Origin of the sequence: Sphingomonas sp., from assembly GCF_019746665.1 — a bacterium.
GTDB lineage: Bacteria > Pseudomonadota > Alphaproteobacteria > Sphingomonadales > Sphingomonadaceae > Sphingomonas.
This window is the reverse complement of sequence record NZ_JAIERS010000007.1, coordinates 25,547-40,711: the sequence shown is the minus strand read 5'-3', so window position 1 is coordinate 40,711 and position 15,165 is coordinate 25,547. Positions and strand designations below refer to the sequence as shown.

General features: G+C 68.9%; 11 protein-coding genes. 5 read left to right on the top strand and 6 right to left on the bottom strand.

Annotated elements, in window-relative coordinates:
- Positions 1-30: 30 nt before the first annotated feature.
- Entirely contained in the window at positions 31-1,542 is a 1,512-nt protein-coding gene (locus tag K2X73_RS06495) for a chorismate-binding protein (protein WP_294109475.1), read from the bottom strand.
- Positions 1,539-3,485 carry a peptidylprolyl isomerase gene (locus tag K2X73_RS06490; protein ID WP_294109346.1) on the bottom strand — a complete coding sequence of 649 codons (1,947 nt, stop codon included), beginning with the start codon at positions 3,483-3,485 and terminating at the stop codon, positions 1,539-1,541. Before K2X73_RS06490 ends, K2X73_RS06495 begins: the two co-directional genes overlap by 4 nt.
- A gap of 103 nt (positions 3,486-3,588) precedes the next feature.
- Between K2X73_RS06490 and tpiA the strand changes: the two genes are divergently transcribed.
- Positions 3,589-4,326 (top strand): triose-phosphate isomerase, encoded by a 738-nt coding sequence (gene tpiA, locus K2X73_RS06485; RefSeq protein WP_294109345.1) that lies wholly within the window; start codon positions 3,589-3,591, stop codon positions 4,324-4,326.
- A gap of 6 nt (positions 4,327-4,332) precedes the next feature.
- Here the strand turns inward: tpiA and K2X73_RS06480 are convergent, their stop codons facing one another.
- The gene (locus tag K2X73_RS06480; protein WP_294109344.1) at positions 4,333-6,009 is read right to left on the bottom strand and encodes an SPASM domain-containing protein; all 1,677 of its coding nucleotides are present in this window, start codon (positions 6,007-6,009) and stop codon (positions 4,333-4,335) included.
- A 285-nt stretch (positions 6,010-6,294) separates the two neighbouring features.
- Between K2X73_RS06480 and K2X73_RS06475 the strand changes: the two genes are divergently transcribed.
- On the top strand, positions 6,295-8,100 hold the full coding sequence (locus tag K2X73_RS06475) for a hypothetical protein (RefSeq protein WP_294109343.1): 1,806 nt from the start codon (positions 6,295-6,297) through the stop codon (positions 8,098-8,100).
- 18 nt (positions 8,101-8,118) lie between these two features.
- Here the strand turns inward: K2X73_RS06475 and K2X73_RS06470 are convergent, their stop codons facing one another.
- The 3 genes from K2X73_RS06470 to rimO all read right to left on the bottom strand — a co-directional run bounded on the left by K2X73_RS06470 (position 8,119) and on the right by rimO (position 12,435).
- Positions 8,119-9,501: a leucyl aminopeptidase family protein gene (locus K2X73_RS06470; protein WP_294109342.1), complete on the bottom strand. Its 1,383-nt coding sequence runs from the start codon at positions 9,499-9,501 to the stop codon at positions 8,119-8,121.
- Positions 9,498-10,895, bottom strand: a complete 1,398-nt coding sequence (locus K2X73_RS06465; protein ID WP_294109341.1) for a serine hydrolase domain-containing protein — start codon at positions 10,893-10,895, stop codon at positions 9,498-9,500. The genes K2X73_RS06470 and K2X73_RS06465 overlap by 4 nt, the downstream gene beginning before the upstream one ends.
- A gap of 208 nt (positions 10,896-11,103) precedes the next feature.
- The gene (gene rimO / locus K2X73_RS06460; protein ID WP_294109340.1) at positions 11,104-12,435 is read right to left on the bottom strand and encodes a 30S ribosomal protein S12 methylthiotransferase RimO; all 1,332 of its coding nucleotides are present in this window, start codon (positions 12,433-12,435) and stop codon (positions 11,104-11,106) included.
- A gap of 88 nt (positions 12,436-12,523) precedes the next feature.
- On the opposite strand from rimO, the gene K2X73_RS06455 reads away from it, so the two are divergent.
- From K2X73_RS06455 to K2X73_RS06445, 3 genes are all read left to right on the top strand, one after another.
- Positions 12,524-13,054, top strand: coding sequence for a DOMON-like domain-containing protein (locus K2X73_RS06455; protein WP_294109339.1), 531 nt, complete (start codon positions 12,524-12,526; stop codon positions 13,052-13,054).
- A 3-nt stretch (positions 13,055-13,057) separates the two neighbouring features.
- Entirely contained in the window at positions 13,058-14,254 is a 1,197-nt protein-coding gene (locus tag K2X73_RS06450) for a DUF1343 domain-containing protein (protein ID WP_294109338.1), read from the top strand.
- A 67-nt stretch (positions 14,255-14,321) separates the two neighbouring features.
- Positions 14,322-15,155, top strand: a complete 834-nt coding sequence (locus tag K2X73_RS06445; RefSeq protein WP_294109337.1) for a hypothetical protein — start codon at positions 14,322-14,324, stop codon at positions 15,153-15,155.
- Positions 15,156-15,165 lie beyond the last annotated feature (10 nt).

The window sequence follows — 15,165 nt, the reverse complement described above, 5'->3', positions numbered from 1 at the left end:
GTTATTGGCCGGGAGCTGTCCCGCGGGGTGCTACTGCCCGAACCCCGCGTCGCTCGCCCGCGCTACCGCCTCGCGCGCGGCGGCGAGCAGGGCGCCGGCCTTGGCCTCGCACTCGCGCTGCTCATAGGCGGGGTCGCTGTCCGCGACGATGCCCGCGCCGGCCTGGACGTGCATCATCCCGTCCTTCACCACCGCGGTGCGCAGCACGATGCACGAATCCATCGATCCATCGGGCGAGAAATAGCCGACGCCGCCGGCATAGGCGCCGCGTGCTTCATGCTCCAACTCGGCGATGATCTCGCACGCGCGCACCTTGGGCGCGCCCGAGACGGTGCCGGCGGGGAACCCCGCGAACAGCGCGTCGAGCGCGTCGTGCCGCGCGTCGAGCCGGGCGACGACGTTCGAGACGATGTGCATCACATGGCTGTAATATTCGATGAAATAGCTGTCGGTGACCTTCACCGTGCCGCCCTCGGCCACGCGGCCCGCGTCGTTGCGCCCCAGATCGAGCAGCATCAGATGCTCGGCGCGCTCCTTGGGATCGGCGAGCAGGCTTAGGCGGTTGGCATCGTCCTCCAGCGCGGTGCGGCCGCGCGGGCGGGTGCCGGCGATCGGGCGGATGGTCACCTCGCCATCGCGCACGCGGACCAGGATTTCGGGGCTCGATCCGGTGAGCGCGAAGCCCGGCAGATCGAGGTGGTAGAGGAAGGGCGAGGGGTTCACCCGTCGCAGCGCGCGGTACAGCTCGAACGGGGGCAGCGCGAACGGCGCGGTGAAGCGCTGGGCGAGCACCACCTGAAAGATATCACCCGCGACGATATAGTCCTTCGCCGCCGCCACCATTTCGGCATAGCGGCCCGGCGGCAGCACAGGCTGGAGCGCGATCTCGGCCGGCTCGCCGCGCACCTGCGGGGGGAGCGGTGCGGTGGCGAGCCGAGCGGCGGTCGCCTCGATCCTGTCAGCGGCGGCGGCGATCAGTGCATCGGGCGCGCGCGCGGCATCGGGCCAGACGGGGGCGACGATGAACAGGCTGTCCGCCAGCCGATCGAACAGCAGGATCACCGTTGGCCGCACGAAGATCATGTCGGGCAGGCCGAGCCCCGGATCGGCGGCGCGAGGCAGACGCTCGACCAGCCCCACCGTCTCATAGCCGAAATAGCCGACCAGGCAGGCGAGCGCGCGGGGCAGTTCGGGCGGCACCTCCATCCGGCACTGGGCGACGAGCGCCCGCAGCGCGGCGAGCGTCGGCTCGGCACAAGCGGTGAAGGCGTCGCGATCGGTGAGCCAGTGGCGGTTGATCGCGGCTTCCTGCCCCTCGGCCCGGAACACCAGATCGGGGGCGAGGCCCAGCATCGAATGCCGCCCGCGCACCGCGCCACCCTCGACCGATTCGAGCAGATAATCGCCGCGCCCCGGCTCGATCAGTTTGAGCGCGGCGGCGACCGGGGTTTCGGTGTCGGCGATCTGTTGCTGCCACAGCAGCGCCGGCCGGCCTTGCGCCAGCGCCGCGCGCGCGGCGGGGATGCCCTGGACCGCGCTCAGGGCGTCGTCCCCATCAGTTCGGCGCGCAGCTTGGCCACTTCGGCGTCGTTCACTTTCACCTTCAGCTGCGCCCGCACCGCGCGCACCAGCTGCTCCAGATATTCGTTGCCGATCGTCTGCCCCAGTTCGCCCCGGCGCGCGGCGACGATCTGCGGCGGGGCGCTGCCGTCGCGGCGGTTGATCTTGTCGAGATAGACGACCAGCCAGCCCTGGCCATCGGGCGCGGCCTGGAGCTTCGCCTTCTTGGGCGCCATCGCGAAGGCGAGCGTCACCGGCGCCGGCGCGCGCGCGCCGAGCAGTTCGAGCTGCGCCCGTGCCGCGCGCAGCGGCTGCACCGGCGGCAGCGTGAGCCCGGTTTCCTTGAGTGCCTGGGCGAGCGGCTTGCCCTGATTGACCTGGGCGACGACTTTCGCCGCGACCGTCCGCGCGCCGCGCTGGGCGCGATCGATCGTGAAGTCACGCGCGATCACCCCGCGCAGCTCGGCGAGCGGCGGCGTGAAGGGCGGCAGTACGCGATCTACGATCATCACCGCGAAGCTGCCATCCGCCCCCAGCGGCACCAGCTGCGGGCCTTCGCTCGGGTCGATCTTGAACCCCGCGTCGAGCACCGGGCGGAGTTGCGGGTTGGGACGGCGATCAGGGCTCGCGGGGTCGATTCCGGCGGCGGTGACGGGCGGCACCGTCTCCACCGTCAGCTTGCGCTTGGCGACGATGTCGCCGAACGTGCCCTTGGCGTCGATCGCGTCGCCAATCTGCTCCTGCGCGTCCGACAATGCCTTGGCGAGCTTGGCCTTGCCGAGTTCCTCGCTCAGCGTCGCGCGCGCCTCCGCCTCGCTCTTGGCCGGAAGCTTGGCGACCTTCTCCACCTGCACCACGGTGAGCCCCAGCGGCCCCTTCACCGGGCCGGCGACCCCGCCCTGGGGCACCGCGAACACCGCTTTGGCAAGCGCCACGCTGGTCTGCGCCGCATAACCCGTCTGATCGACCCCGGTGAGCTTGGCGGCTTCCAGCCCGATCGCCTTGGCGGCGGCCTCGATCGGCGTCCCGCCGCGCACCTTGGCGGCGAGCGCGTCGGCCTGCGCCTGGCCGCTCACCACCACCTGCGCCAGATCGCGTGTCTCGCGCGCGGCGAAGCGCGCGGCCTGCGCGCGGTAAGCGGCGGCGATCTCGGCATCGGTGGGCGCGGCGGCGGCCTTCAGGCTTTCGGGCGAGACCACCGCGACGCGGAACGTGCGCCGCTCGGGGATGCGGTAGCGGGTCTGGTTGCGCTGGTAGAAGGTCTTCAGCTCGTCGGCGGTCGGCACCGCGCCGGCGCCGATCGCCTTGGCGGGGATGAAGCCCACTTCGCCGACGCGCTCCTCCAGCAGCAGCGCGGCATAAGGCTCGGCGAGCTTCGTGGGCACCTGCGTCGCGCCCTGGATCGGCAGCTGGAGCTGCTCGATGATGATCGAGCGCGCGATGTCGCCGCGCACCTGGCGGTCGGTGAGCCCGCGCTGCTGGAGCAGCTGCTTGTAGACATCGTTGTTGAACTTGCCGTCGACGCCCTGCAGTCCAGGGATCGCGGCGAGTTGCTGGTCGATCAGCTTCTTGGGCGCGGCGAGCCCGATGCGCTTGCCGAACTCCTCGAGCGCGATGCCGCCGATGGTGCGGTTCAGCGTGCCGTCGAAGCCGCCCGCCGCCACATATTGCTGCTCGGTCAGCGTCGGCTGCTGCTGGCGGAAATTGTTGACATCGCTGCGGATACGCTCGCGCAGATCGGCCGCGGTCACGGTCTGGTCGCCGATCGTCGCGATCACCGCCTGCGGCCCGCCCTGCGCGCCACCGCCCAGTTTCAGGCCGCCGATATCGCCGATCACGAAGGCGATCGCGATCACGACCAGCGCGGATAGCGCGATCACCGCCCCCAGGCGCGAATAGATTAAGCGACGAAACAGGGTGAGCATGGCGGGAAAGCGCGTCCTTCAGGTTGGAAGGCGCCTCGTTTAGGGGGGCTTGGCGCGGGCATCAAGCTCGGGCATCAGCCGCGCCAGCGATGGGGAGGATGCGATGCGGCGCAAATTGGTGGCGGGCAACTGGAAGATGAACGGATCGCGCGCGTCGCTCGCCGAGCTTGACGCGATCGCCGCCGCCGCCGCCGCGCACCCCGGAGTCGATGTCGCGGTAGCGGTGCCGGCGACGCTGATCGCGCTCGCCGCCGAGCGTGCGCCGGCGCTGCCGATCGGCGCGCAGGACATCCACTTCAACGACGCCGGCGCCCATACCGGCTGCGTCTCTGCGGCGATGGTGAAGGAGGCGGGGGCGCGCTTCACCATTGTCGGCCACAGCGAGCGGCGCGGCGATCAGGGCGAAACCAGCCAGGACGTATGGGCGAAAGCCGCCGCCGCGCGCCGCCACGGCCTCGACGTGATTCTGTGCGTCGGCGAGACCGAGGCCGAGCGCGATGCCGGCCGCGCCGCGCGCGTCGTACAGGCGCAGATCGAGAAATCGGTGCCCGACGATGCCGCGCCCGATTGGTTCACCCTCGCTTACGAGCCGCGCTGGGCGATCGGCACTGGCCGCACCCCGACGATGGACGAAATCGCCGAGGTCCACGCGATCGCCCGCGCCAAGCTGCGGAGCCTGGTGGGGACGGCGGCGGACGGCATCCGCATCCTCTATGGCGGATCGGTGACGGGCGCGAACGCCGCCGAGATCCTGGGCACGCCCGATGTCGACGGCGCGCTAGTCGGCGGCGCGAGCCTGAGCGCGGCGAAGTTCGTGCCGATCATCGACGCGGCGGGCTAGGGCGCCTCAAGCGCCGAACGCGCGCGCCCGGTCGGCGTCGCGGTAGCTTGCCTGGAGCGTGAAGCCGAGCCGGCGCAGCGCCTGCGCCTCGATCTCGTGCAGCAGCGCCTCGGCGAAGCGGCGGCGGCCGGCGACGCAGAGCGCGATCACCACGCCAAGCTGCTCGGCGCCGATCGCCGCGTCGATCGCGTCGAGCCAGGCCTGATAATCGGCATCGTCCCTTAGCGCGTCGGCGGGCAGCGTCTCGGCGAGCGCCTGATCGCGCCAGCCCGCCACGTCGTACAGATGCGCGGTCGGGGTGCCGAGCGCGGGATCGCGCAGCGTCTCCAGAAACGCCAGGTGCAGCGGGTGGGTGCGATCGGCGACGTTCTTGCGGGCATAATCGGCCGAAAGATGCGCGCCGGTATGCTGCATCATGTAGAGCCGCATCGAATCGGCCCCAAGCTTTCGGGCGAAGTCGATCAGCGCTGGCATCTGGTGGAAATTATCGAGCTGGATCGTCGCGTTCATGTGGAATTCGCGGAAAATGCCGGCGGCGCGCTTATCCGCGATGAAGGCGAGGTTGGGCGCCAGCTTCTCCCATTTGCCGGGGCGGCGGACAATCTCGTAAACCTCCGCCGTGCAGGCATCGATCGAGACGTTCACCAGCGGCCGGTACTTTTCCAGCCCGGCATAGGCGGTCCACCGCTCGGGGCTCAGCAACAGGCCGTTGGTGTGGAGATCGAGCTCCAGCTCGTAATCATGCGCGGCGAGCCGCTTCAGGATCGAGCGGTAATGGTGGCTGGCGAACGGATCGCCTTGCCCTGAAAGCGACAGCGTCAGCGCGCCGCGCGCGAGCATCGGTTCGAACACCTGCTGTTCGATGATGTCGAAACGGCGCTCCTCGGCCTCACTCGCGCTCATCAGCTCGCCGCGGCACGAGGGGCAGGCGAGGTTGCACGTCGAATCATGCGCGAGGAACAGCCAGCGCGGCGGATGGGTGAGCGCGGTGCTGTGATCGGCGATCACCCCGCGCAGCACCGGGTCGGTCACCTCGGCGCGGCGGGGCAGGGCGTCCTCGCGGATATAGGTGCAGCGCTGCTTGTTGCAGAAGCGGAAGCTGCCATCGAGGATGCTTTCGCGCATCTCCTGCGCGTCGGCGCCGTTCCAGATTTGCTCGGCGCTCATTTCGCCCAGCCGGCCCAGCCGCTTCTGCGTCCAGATCGAGCAGCAGGGCGCGACGGTGCCGTCGATCAGCGTTTCGAACTTCACGAAGGGCGCGTCGCAGAAGCGATCGGAAAGATCGGCGGTGCGTGCCGGATCGCCTTGGCGTTCGGCGAAGAAGATCGCGCCGGCGACCTGGGGGCAGAGCGAGAAATGCGCCTCCAGCTGGCGCAGGCTGGCCATGCCGCGGACCCGGTCGCCGTCCAGCACCTCGATCAGCGCGAGCAGCAGCGCCATGATCTTGCGCAGTGGCGGCGCCTGAAAGCCGAGGATGCCGGTGATCAGTTCGCGCAGTGCCCCGCGATGCGCGGCGCTGAGATCGCACAGCGCGGCCCAGGCCTCGGGATGGTCGACACCGTCCCCGAGCAGCCCGGCGCAGGCCTCCAGAAAACCGTAGAGCGGGTGTTCGGTGATCGGCGCTTCGCTGGCGGGCGCGTGGGCGGTCGGCTCCGCAGCGGCATTCCAGGTTTCGCTCGTCACCCCAGGCTCCATTGATGGCTTGTTGGAATCGCTCTTGATGGGCGGGGTTTGAAATTGGGTTAACGCACGCGAAACCATTATCGCTAACCCGCTGAAAACCATGATCGCCGTGGCCAGGCCTCGCGGAAATACGGGGCGGCGTGCCGCGCCATCCCGCAGCGGTGCTGGGATTAGCGCTAAGAAAGCCTTTACGGGCTTCTCTCAAACCTCGGTAAAGCTTTGGCGGCATCGCCCCGGGGACCGCGCGGGCAGCCTCGCCCCCGGCAAATCTTTGGGGGACGAGCGATGGCGGATAACGGCGCACGGAATCGCAAGCGGCGGAAATATCTGAGTTATGGCGCGCTGCTGTTGGCCGGCGGCGCCGCGATCGCCTTCGCCGCGACCGTGCCAGGTGGCACCAGCGGCGGCACGCTCCAGATCGTCAGCGGCGCGGCGCCGGCGCGTAGCGTCACCAGGACCACTACCGCCTCGGCCACCTTGCTCGCCGCCGCCCCAAGCGAAAGCGATTACCGCGCCGCGCTCGCCATGTGGCGCGTGCCGCGCGAGAAGGACTCGTGCGTTTCGTGCCACGGTCCCGATTTTATCGATCTCGCGCGGATCGGCACGCCCGACAGCGATCTGATCCGCCGCGCGGTGCAGGATGGCGCCAGCGGCGAGGAAGCGCAGGCGCTGGTGCGCGGCGTCAAATATCTGCGCGCGCGCTATGCGCTGCCGGCCGAAACTCCGCGCACCTTCCGCCCGTTCCAGCCCGGCGGCGCGCTGCTCCCCGGCGCAAACAGCGTCGAGCGCGACGCGGCGTTCGGCGAGGAACTCGCGAAGGTGCTGCCGACCCTCACCAGCAGCATCCGCGTCGCGACACTCGCCGACGCCAAGCGCGCGCGCGACGAGCTGCTCGCGCTCGATTGGGACAAGTTCCGCATCGGCGTTCCCTTCCCGCGCTGGTCGGCGGACATCGCGCATGGCCCGCAGGAAGGGACAATGAACGACTGGGTGAGCGATCTGCCGCGCGTGCCCCGCGCCGCCTTCGCCGCCCAGTGGCAGGCGCTGCAGGACTCCTATCTCAACGATCCGAGCGAGACCAATTTCTGGCGGCTCTATTTCGCCGCCGACGACATGACCGAGGGCTTCGCCGGCGTCACCCCGGTCGACCCCGCCGATAGGCGCAAGGTGCATGATTTCTCGCTGATCAAATATCGCTCGACGCTGATCGGCCAGCATCTGCTGCGGGTGGAGGCGCTGCGCCGCCCGGGCTTCACCCGCGGGCAGATCGCTTTCTCCTACCTCGCGACCGACCCGAATTTCGCGGTGCCCTTCAGGGCGGAAGGGGTGACGCTCCACGCCGGCTACCGGCTGGAGGAATTCCTGCCCAACCCGATGTGGGAAGTGGGCGATTTCGAGCGGCGCGAGCTGCAACCCTCCGATCTCACGCTCGGCCAGCCGGGCAATCGCGGCACCGGCGATCGCTTCCGCGATCAGCTCCGCCTGCTCGGCTATCCGCAATTCGTGCTCGACAGCATCGATCCGAACATGACGATCGGCCAAGCGGATGACGAATTGCGCACCGCCTGGTTCATGCTGGGCTTCCGCTTCGATCCCAGCCTGCTGCGCGTCTCACCCTCCAACTCCACCAAGGTCGGCGAATATCTGCTGGGGCAATTGTGGAAGGAGGATATGTTCATCCACCGCAGCTTCCTGCAATTCACGCGCATGGTCGCGGCGAGCTATAACCCGCAGGCGATGGTGAAGGCCTCCCCGCCGTTCAAGCTGCAATTCAACTATTTCACCGGCTATAACCGCGCCGTCCCCAATCGCTGGAATACAGACGCGAGCGCCAAGCCGAGTGCCGCCGCCAAGGCGCGCCAATTGGAGCTTTACAAGCGGGTCACCGCCAACATGTTCCGCATGAGCCTGTTGCTGCATGAGGAAGCGCTGAGCACCGGCCAGATCGCCCCCTATGGCAATGCGACCAACGACGGCGAGTATGACCGGATCAACGAGTTCTTCAACTACGCCGGCCAGCCGGGCCGCGCCGCCGACGATGCGCTGATCCGGCGCGTCGCCGCGCGGGCGGGGAAGGCGTTGACCTTCTAGCCACCCGCCCGCGCGAGGTCAGCCGAACCGCGCTTTCAGCACTTCCCAGGCGGCGCGCAGGCCAAGCGCCTCGCCGCCCTTGGGACGTGCGGGCTTGGGCGTCGGGCGCCAGGCGAAGGTGTCGAGATGCGCCCAGGGCGTGCCCGCGGGCACGAAGCGCTGCAGGAACAGCGCGGCGGTGATCGAGCCCGCGAACCCGCCATCGGGCGCGTTCACCATGTCGGCGATGTCGGACTTCAGCATCTCGTCATAGCCGCGCCACAGTGGCAGCCGCCACAGCGGATCATGCACCGCCTCGCCGGCGGCGAGCAGAGCGGCGGCGAGCGTTTCGTCATTGGCGAAGGTGGCGGGGAGATCGGGGCCGAGCGCCACCCGCGCCGCCCCGGTGAGCGTCGCGAAATCGAGGATCAGCGCCGGCTTGGCCTCGCCCGCCTTGGTGAGCGCGTCGCCCAGGATCAGCCGGCCTTCGGCGTCGGTATTGGTGTTCTCCACTGTCAGCCCGGCGCGGGTGCGCAGCACGTCGCCGGGGCGGAAGGCGGCGCTCGAGACCGCGTTCTCCACCGCCGGCACCAGCAAATGCAGCCGCAGCTTCAGCCCCGCCGCCATCACCAGCTCGGCGAGGGCGAGCGCGTGGGCGGCGCCGCCCATGTCCTTCTTCATCAGCCGCATGGCGCTGGAGGGCTTCAGATCGAGCCCGCCGCTGTCGAAGCACACCCCCTTGCCGATGATCGCGACGCGCGGCGCATCGGCCGCCCCCCATTCCAGCTCGATCAGCCGGGGCGCGCGTTCACGCGTGGCGGCGGCGCCGACCGCGTGGATCATCGGATAGCCTTGGGCGAGCGCGTCGCCGCGCGTGACGGTGAGCGTCGCGCCATGCCGCGCCGCCAGCGCTTCGGCTTCGTCCTCCAGCTCGGCCGGGCCGAGATCGCTCGCGCCCAGATTGACGAGATCGCGCACCTTGGCGACGGCGGCGGCGAGGCGCACCGTCTCCTCGATCCGCGCCGGCTCGCCCGTCAGCAGCACGCGCGGCCCCTGCGCATCGGCCTTCTTGTAGCGCTCGAACCGATGCTGGCCGAGCAGCCAGCCGAGCCCGGCGGCGCCCAGCGGCCCGCTCTTCAGGCGATAAGCGCCTTCGGGCAGGATCTCGCTTTGGCTGGCGATCCGCCACGGCGAGCTTTCGGGCTCGTCGCACACCAGCAGCGCCGACCATTGCTCGGGGTCATCCCCCGGCAGGATCGCGCGGTTGCCTGCCTTGCCCGTCACCTGCGCGGCGGCGAGCAGCGCACGGGTGCGCGGCGGCTGGCCGGCGAGCCAGGCGCCATAATCCTCGGGACGGACGACCTCGATCGTCCGCGCCGGCTGGCCACGATCGGGTTGGAGCAGGGCGGCGAAATCGGTCATTGCGCGGGGAAGATCAGGAATTGCTCATAGCGCCCGGCGTCGCCCGGTTCGGCATAGGTCACCGCCACCAGCTTTTGCCCATTGGGGTAGGTGATGCGGTAATTGCGGTTGACGAAGCCGCCACGCAGCCGGGCGGGGCCGATGCTTTCAAAGCTGCTCGGCTCGCCAAGGCTGCTCAATGACTGGCGATAATCGCCGGCGACCTGCGGCGTGAAGAAATAATTCCAATTCTCGGTCATCAGCTTGGCGTCGAGCGTTCCGGCGCGCATCGCGGTGAACAGCGCCCGTGCCTGCGCCGTTTTCGCGGCCTCGGGCTCGGGGCGGGGCGGCAGGATGGTGTCGGCGATCTTGCGCGCGATCGTGCCTTGCGCATCGCCGAAATCGGCATTCACCGCGACGGTGATCGCCACCTTTTCATCGGGCAGCACGATATTCTGCGTGAGGAAGCCGACCGCTTCGCCGCTATGCTCGATCGAGCGGCGGCGCCCGCTCGCCGGATCGGCGTCGAGCACGAACACGCCAAGGCCATAGCGCGTGTCGCCGCCGTTGGTGAGCTTCACCACATTTTCCTGCTCGGCCCATTCGGCGGGGGTGAGCAGGGTGCGGTCGATCCGGGCCATGTTCCATTTGGCGAGGTCGCTGGGCGACATGGCGAGCTCGCCCGCCGCGAACAGCCAGCCATAGGCCGCGGGCGTCGCGATCCGCACCGGCCCCAGCGCGAAGCGGTGATAGCCGGCGGGGAACTTGCCGCCCACCGCCTTGTCCTGATCATAAGCGGTGATGCCGAGCGGCTTGAACACGCGGCGCTGGAGCTGATCGAACAGCGGCGCGCCGCCCACTTTTTCCGCGATCATCCCCGCGACCACATATCCGGTGTTCGAATATTGCCACTGCGTGCCGGGATCGAAATCGAGCGGCTTCTTCCCCCAGCGATCGACGATCGCCTGCGGGGTGGTGGGCTTTTCCATCGCGGCGAAGCTGTAATCCTGCGGCCAATAATCCTGCAGCCCGGAGGTATGGCTGAGCAGCTGGCGGACGGTGATGCGGTCCGCGCCCGAGATATCGGGGAAATATTTGCTCACCTTGTCGTCCATGCTCAGCTTGCCGTCGCGCTGGAGCAGCAGCAGCGCGGCGGCGGTGAACTGCTTGGAGACCGAGGCGATCTGATAGGGGGCGTCCGCGCGGGCGCTGGTCCAGCCGGGCGCTTGCTGGCCATAGGCCTTGGCGAACACCAGTCTGCCCCCGCGCACCACCGCCACCGACGCGGAAGGCACGCCGGTCGCCTGCAAACTCTCGGCGACGGCGGCGTCGATCTTGGAGGTTTCGGCGGGGCTCAGCTCCTGCGCGGCGGCGGGGGCGGCGATCAGGACGAGGGGGAGGAGATAGCGGATCATGGCATGTCCCGGCGGTTAGAAGCGCAGGGAAGCCGAGGATGGCGCCGGTGTCAAACCTTGAGGCGCGGCAACCTTCCATCCTTCCCCGGCGCAGGCCGGGGCCAGCTGCGCCGGCCGTGCCAGCGTCGCGCTTCCTCTGGCGAGCGCCCGATGCTGGGCCCCGGCCGTCGCCGGGGAAGAGGGGTGGCGTGGCGCGGTGGTTCGAAGCCTAAACCGGCACCCCGAACAGGTCGTGCGCATCGGCCTCTTCCACGCGCACGCGCACGATCTCGCCCGGCGCCAGATGGCCCGCGTCGCGCAGATGGACTTCGCCGTCGATCTCGGGCGCGTCCGCCTCGCCGCGCCCGGTCGCGCCGCCGCTTTCGGGATCGACCGCGTCGATGATTACCTTGATCTCGCGCCCCACCTTGGCCGCGAGCTTTTCCGCCGAGAGCCGCGCGGTGAGGTCCATCAGCCGGGCGTAGCGTTCTTCCTTCACCGCCTCCGGCACCGGATCGGGCAACGCGTTCGCCGCCGCTCCGGCGACCGGCTCGAAGCGGAACGCGCCGACGCGGTCGAGCTTCGCTTCCTCCAGCCATTCGAGCAGATAGGCGAAATCCTCCTCGGTCTCGCCCGGAAAGCCGACGACGAAGGTCGATCGGATCGCGAGATCGGGGCAGATTGACCGCCAGGCGCGCAACCGCTCGAGCACTTTCGCCTCGTTCGCCGGGCGGCGCATCGCGCGCAGCACCTTGGGGCTGGCGTGCTGGAAAGGGATGTCGAGATACGGCGTGATCAGCCCGTCGGCCATCAGCGGGATCAGCTGATCGACATGCGGATAGGGATAGACATAGTGCAGCCGCACCCAGGCGCCGATCGACCCCAGCGCGCGCGCCAGATCGGTGATGTGCGCGCGCACTTCCTCACCCCGCCAAAGGCGCGGCTGATAGCCGATATCGACGCCGTAAGCCGAGGTATCCTGGCTGATCACCAGCAATTCGCGCGTGCCGGCCTCGACCAGTCTCTCGGCCTCGCGCAGGATCGCATCGGGCCGCCGGCTGACGAGGTCGCCGCGCAGCTGCGGGATGATGCAGAAGGCACAGCGGTGATTGCAGCCCTCGCTGATCTTCAGATAGCTGTAGTGGCGCGGCGTGAGCTTCAGCCCCGCCTCGGGCACCAGATCGAGATAGGGGGAGGGGGTATGCGGTGCGGCTTCGTGCACCGCCGCCACCACCTGCTCATATTGATGCGCGCCGGTCACCGCGAGCACCTGCGGAAAGCGCGCGCGGATGCGTTCGGCTTCCTCGCCCATGCAGCCCGTCACGATCACCCGGCCATTCTCCGCGATCGCCTCGCCGATCGCCTCCAGGCTTTCTTCCTTCGCGCTGTCGAGGAAGCCGCAGGTGTTGACTAGGACGACATCGGCGCCGGCATAATCGGCGGACAGGCCATATCCCTCCGAGCGCAGCTTGGTGAGGATGCGCTCGCTATCGACCAGGTTCTTCGGGCAGCCGAGCGAAACCATGCCGATCTTGGGCGAGGAGGGGAGCGTGGTGGCCATGAACGCCGCGCGATGTAGCGAGGCCGGGGCCTGATTACCAGCGGGGCTTGCCGAAGCGCGCCGGGCGCGTCAGTCTGATGATCCTGCCATGACGATGCTGACCTTGCACCCGCATCCGAGCAACCCGAGCGCCGCGATCCACGATGTCGCGGTCTCGGTGCGCCGCCGCGACGATCGGCTCGCTCTGTCGTACCGCCCCATCGGCGACCCGAGCGCGATCGTCTGGCCTGCCGAGCAGACCCCCGGCTTCAGCGACGGCCTGTGGCGCCACACCTGTTTCGAGGCGTTCGTCACCGCGCCGGGTCTCCCCGGCTATGTCGAGCTCAACCTCGCCCCCTCCGGCCGTTGGGCGGCGTATCGCTTCACCGGCTATCGCGCGGGGATGGCGCGCGGGGCGTCGGTGCCCGGGCCGATCTGCGCCGCCGCCTGGCCGCCGACGCTGATCGCCGGCGTGCGCCTCGCCGATCTGCCGCCGCGTGCCGACTGGCGGCTGAACCTGTCCGCCGTGATCGAACTCGCGGATGGCGCGCGCGCCTATTTCGCGCTCGCGCATCCGGACGGGAACCCGGACTTTCATCACCCCGATTGCTTTCGCCTGAGCCTTCCGGCAGGCGGTTGAGCCATGAAATTCGGTATCGACCGCCTGCTCGCCGAGCCTGAGCTGCGCGCGCCGCTCGCGGGCAAGCGCGTGGCGTTGCTCGCCCATCCCGCCTCGCTCACCGCCGACCTGACCCACAGCCTCGACGCGCTGATCGAAGCGGGCGTGAAGGTGAGCGCGATGTTCGGCCCCCAGCACGGCGTGCGCGGCGATCTGCAAGACAATATGATGGAATCGCCCGATTTCACCGATCCGGTGTACGGTATTCCGGTGTTCAGCCTGTACGGCGAGGTCCGCCGCCCGACCGGGCAATCGATGGGCACCTTCGACGTGATGCTGGTCGATCTGCAGGATCTGGGCTGCCGCATCTACACCTATGTCACCACCTTGCTCTATGTGCTGGAGGCCGCCGCCGCGCACGGCAAGAGCGTGTGGGTGCTCGATCGCCCCAACCCCGCGGGGCGCCCAATCGAGGGGCTGACGCTTCAACCCGGCTGGGAGAGCTTCGTCGGCGCGGGGCCGATGCCGATGCGCCACGGGCTGACGCTGGGCGAGCTGGGCCACTGGTTCGTCGATCACTTCAAGCTCGACGTCGATTACCGGGTGATCGCGATGGAGGGCTGGGCGCCCAGCGATGCGCCCGGCTTCGGCTGGCCCGTCGAGCGGGTGTGGATCAACCCCAGCCCCAACGCACCCAATCTCAACATGGCGCGCGCCTATCCGGGTTCGGTGATGCTCGAAGGGACGACGCTCAGCGAAGGGCGGGGGACGACCCGCCCGCTCGAACTGTTCGGCGCGCCCGATATCGTCGCGCGCGACGTGATCGCCGAGATGCGCCGCCTCGCGCCCGATTGGCTCGCCGGCTGTGCCTTGCGCGAAATCTGGTTCGAGCCGACCTTCCACAAGCATGCCAAGACGCTGTGCAACGGCGTGCATATCCACGCCGAAAGCCATTTCTACGACCATGGCCGTTTCCGTCCGTGGCGCTTGCAGGCGCTGGCCTTCAAGGCGATCCGCCAGCTTTACCCCGACTATCCGCTGTGGCGCGATTTTCCTTATGAATATGAGTTCGGCAAGCTGGCGATCGACGTGATCAATGGCGGGCCGGAATTGCGTAACTGGGTGGACGATGCCGGTGCCGCGCCGGGCGATCTGGACATGATCGCCGCGCGCGACGAAACCGCCTGGGCCGAGGCGCGGGCGGCTCATTTGTTGTATTGACGCACGGGCTTGCCCGCGCCACTCCTTGCATCCGGGGCGCCGCTGTAGAAACAGAAGGTATGTGCCGATGATGGCAGCCCTCGCCGCCCTGCTGATGGTGCAACAAGCGGCACCCGTTGAGCAGCAGCAGCCGCCGCCCGATCAGGCCGACGTCGTTGTCGAGACGCAGCGCGACCTGTCGCGCGAGGCGGTGAAGACCTATGTCGGCCAGATCACCCAATATGCCGAATTGCAGATCGCGCGCTTCCACGATCCGATCTGCCCGGTGGTGGCGGGGATGCCCGAACAATATGGCGGCTATATCGCCCGCCGCATCAAGGACATCGCACGGCAGCTGAAGCTGCGGGTCGCGGACAAGCCCAATTGTCCCGCCAACATCCTGGTCGTCATCGCGATCGACGGTGCCGCGTTCGTGCGTGGCGTGCGCAGCGACCATGCCGACTGGCTGGCGGGGATGCACACCCCCGATGTCGATCGGCTCGCCCGCCCGGGGCCGCCGGTGCGCGCCTGGAGCGCGACCTCGGTGCGCAACGAGGATGGCGCGTTCGTGTCGGGCGGCACCCTCATCGTCAAATCGGCGTCGATCCTGCGCGAGCCGACGCGGCAATATATCGACAGCTCGTTCGTGGTGCTCGATCGCACCGCGACTTATGGGCTCACGCTGCGCCAGATCGCGGATTATGCGGCGATGCGTAGCCTGGCGCGTACGCGCGAACCGCTGCCGGGCGGCGGGATCAACACGATCCTTAGCCTGTTTGACAAGAGCGCGCCGATGCACCCGGCGGGGATTACGAGCGCGGATATGGCGTATTTGCAAGCTCTGTACGCGCGCGAGGGCGCCGAAAGCGGCGTCCAGGAACGCGCCCGGATCGCGCGGCGCATCAGCAAGGGCCACGAATAGCGCGGGCTGG

Bases quoted from the DNA above. Each gene is read 5' to 3' on its own strand.
- K2X73_RS06490 (WP_294109346.1), bottom strand. From the start codon at position 3,485: ATGCTCACCCTGTTTCGTCGCTTAATCTATTCGCGCCTGGGGGCGGTG.
- tpiA (WP_294109345.1), top strand. From the start codon at position 3,589: ATGCGGCGCAAATTGGTGGCGGGCAACTGGAAGATGAACGGATCGCGC.
- K2X73_RS06475 (WP_294109343.1), top strand. From the start codon at position 6,295: ATGGCGGATAACGGCGCACGGAATCGCAAGCGGCGGAAATATCTGAGT.
- K2X73_RS06470 (WP_294109342.1), bottom strand. From the start codon at position 9,501: ATGACCGATTTCGCCGCCCTGCTCCAACCCGATCGTGGCCAGCCGGCG.
- K2X73_RS06465 (WP_294109341.1), bottom strand. From the start codon at position 10,895: ATGATCCGCTATCTCCTCCCCCTCGTCCTGATCGCCGCCCCCGCCGCC.
- rimO (WP_294109340.1), bottom strand. From the start codon at position 12,435: ATGGCCACCACGCTCCCCTCCTCGCCCAAGATCGGCATGGTTTCGCTC.
- K2X73_RS06455 (WP_294109339.1), top strand. From the start codon at position 12,524: ATGACGATGCTGACCTTGCACCCGCATCCGAGCAACCCGAGCGCCGCG.
- K2X73_RS06450 (WP_294109338.1), top strand. From the start codon at position 13,058: ATGAAATTCGGTATCGACCGCCTGCTCGCCGAGCCTGAGCTGCGCGCG.
- K2X73_RS06445 (WP_294109337.1), top strand. From the start codon at position 14,322: ATGATGGCAGCCCTCGCCGCCCTGCTGATGGTGCAACAAGCGGCACCC.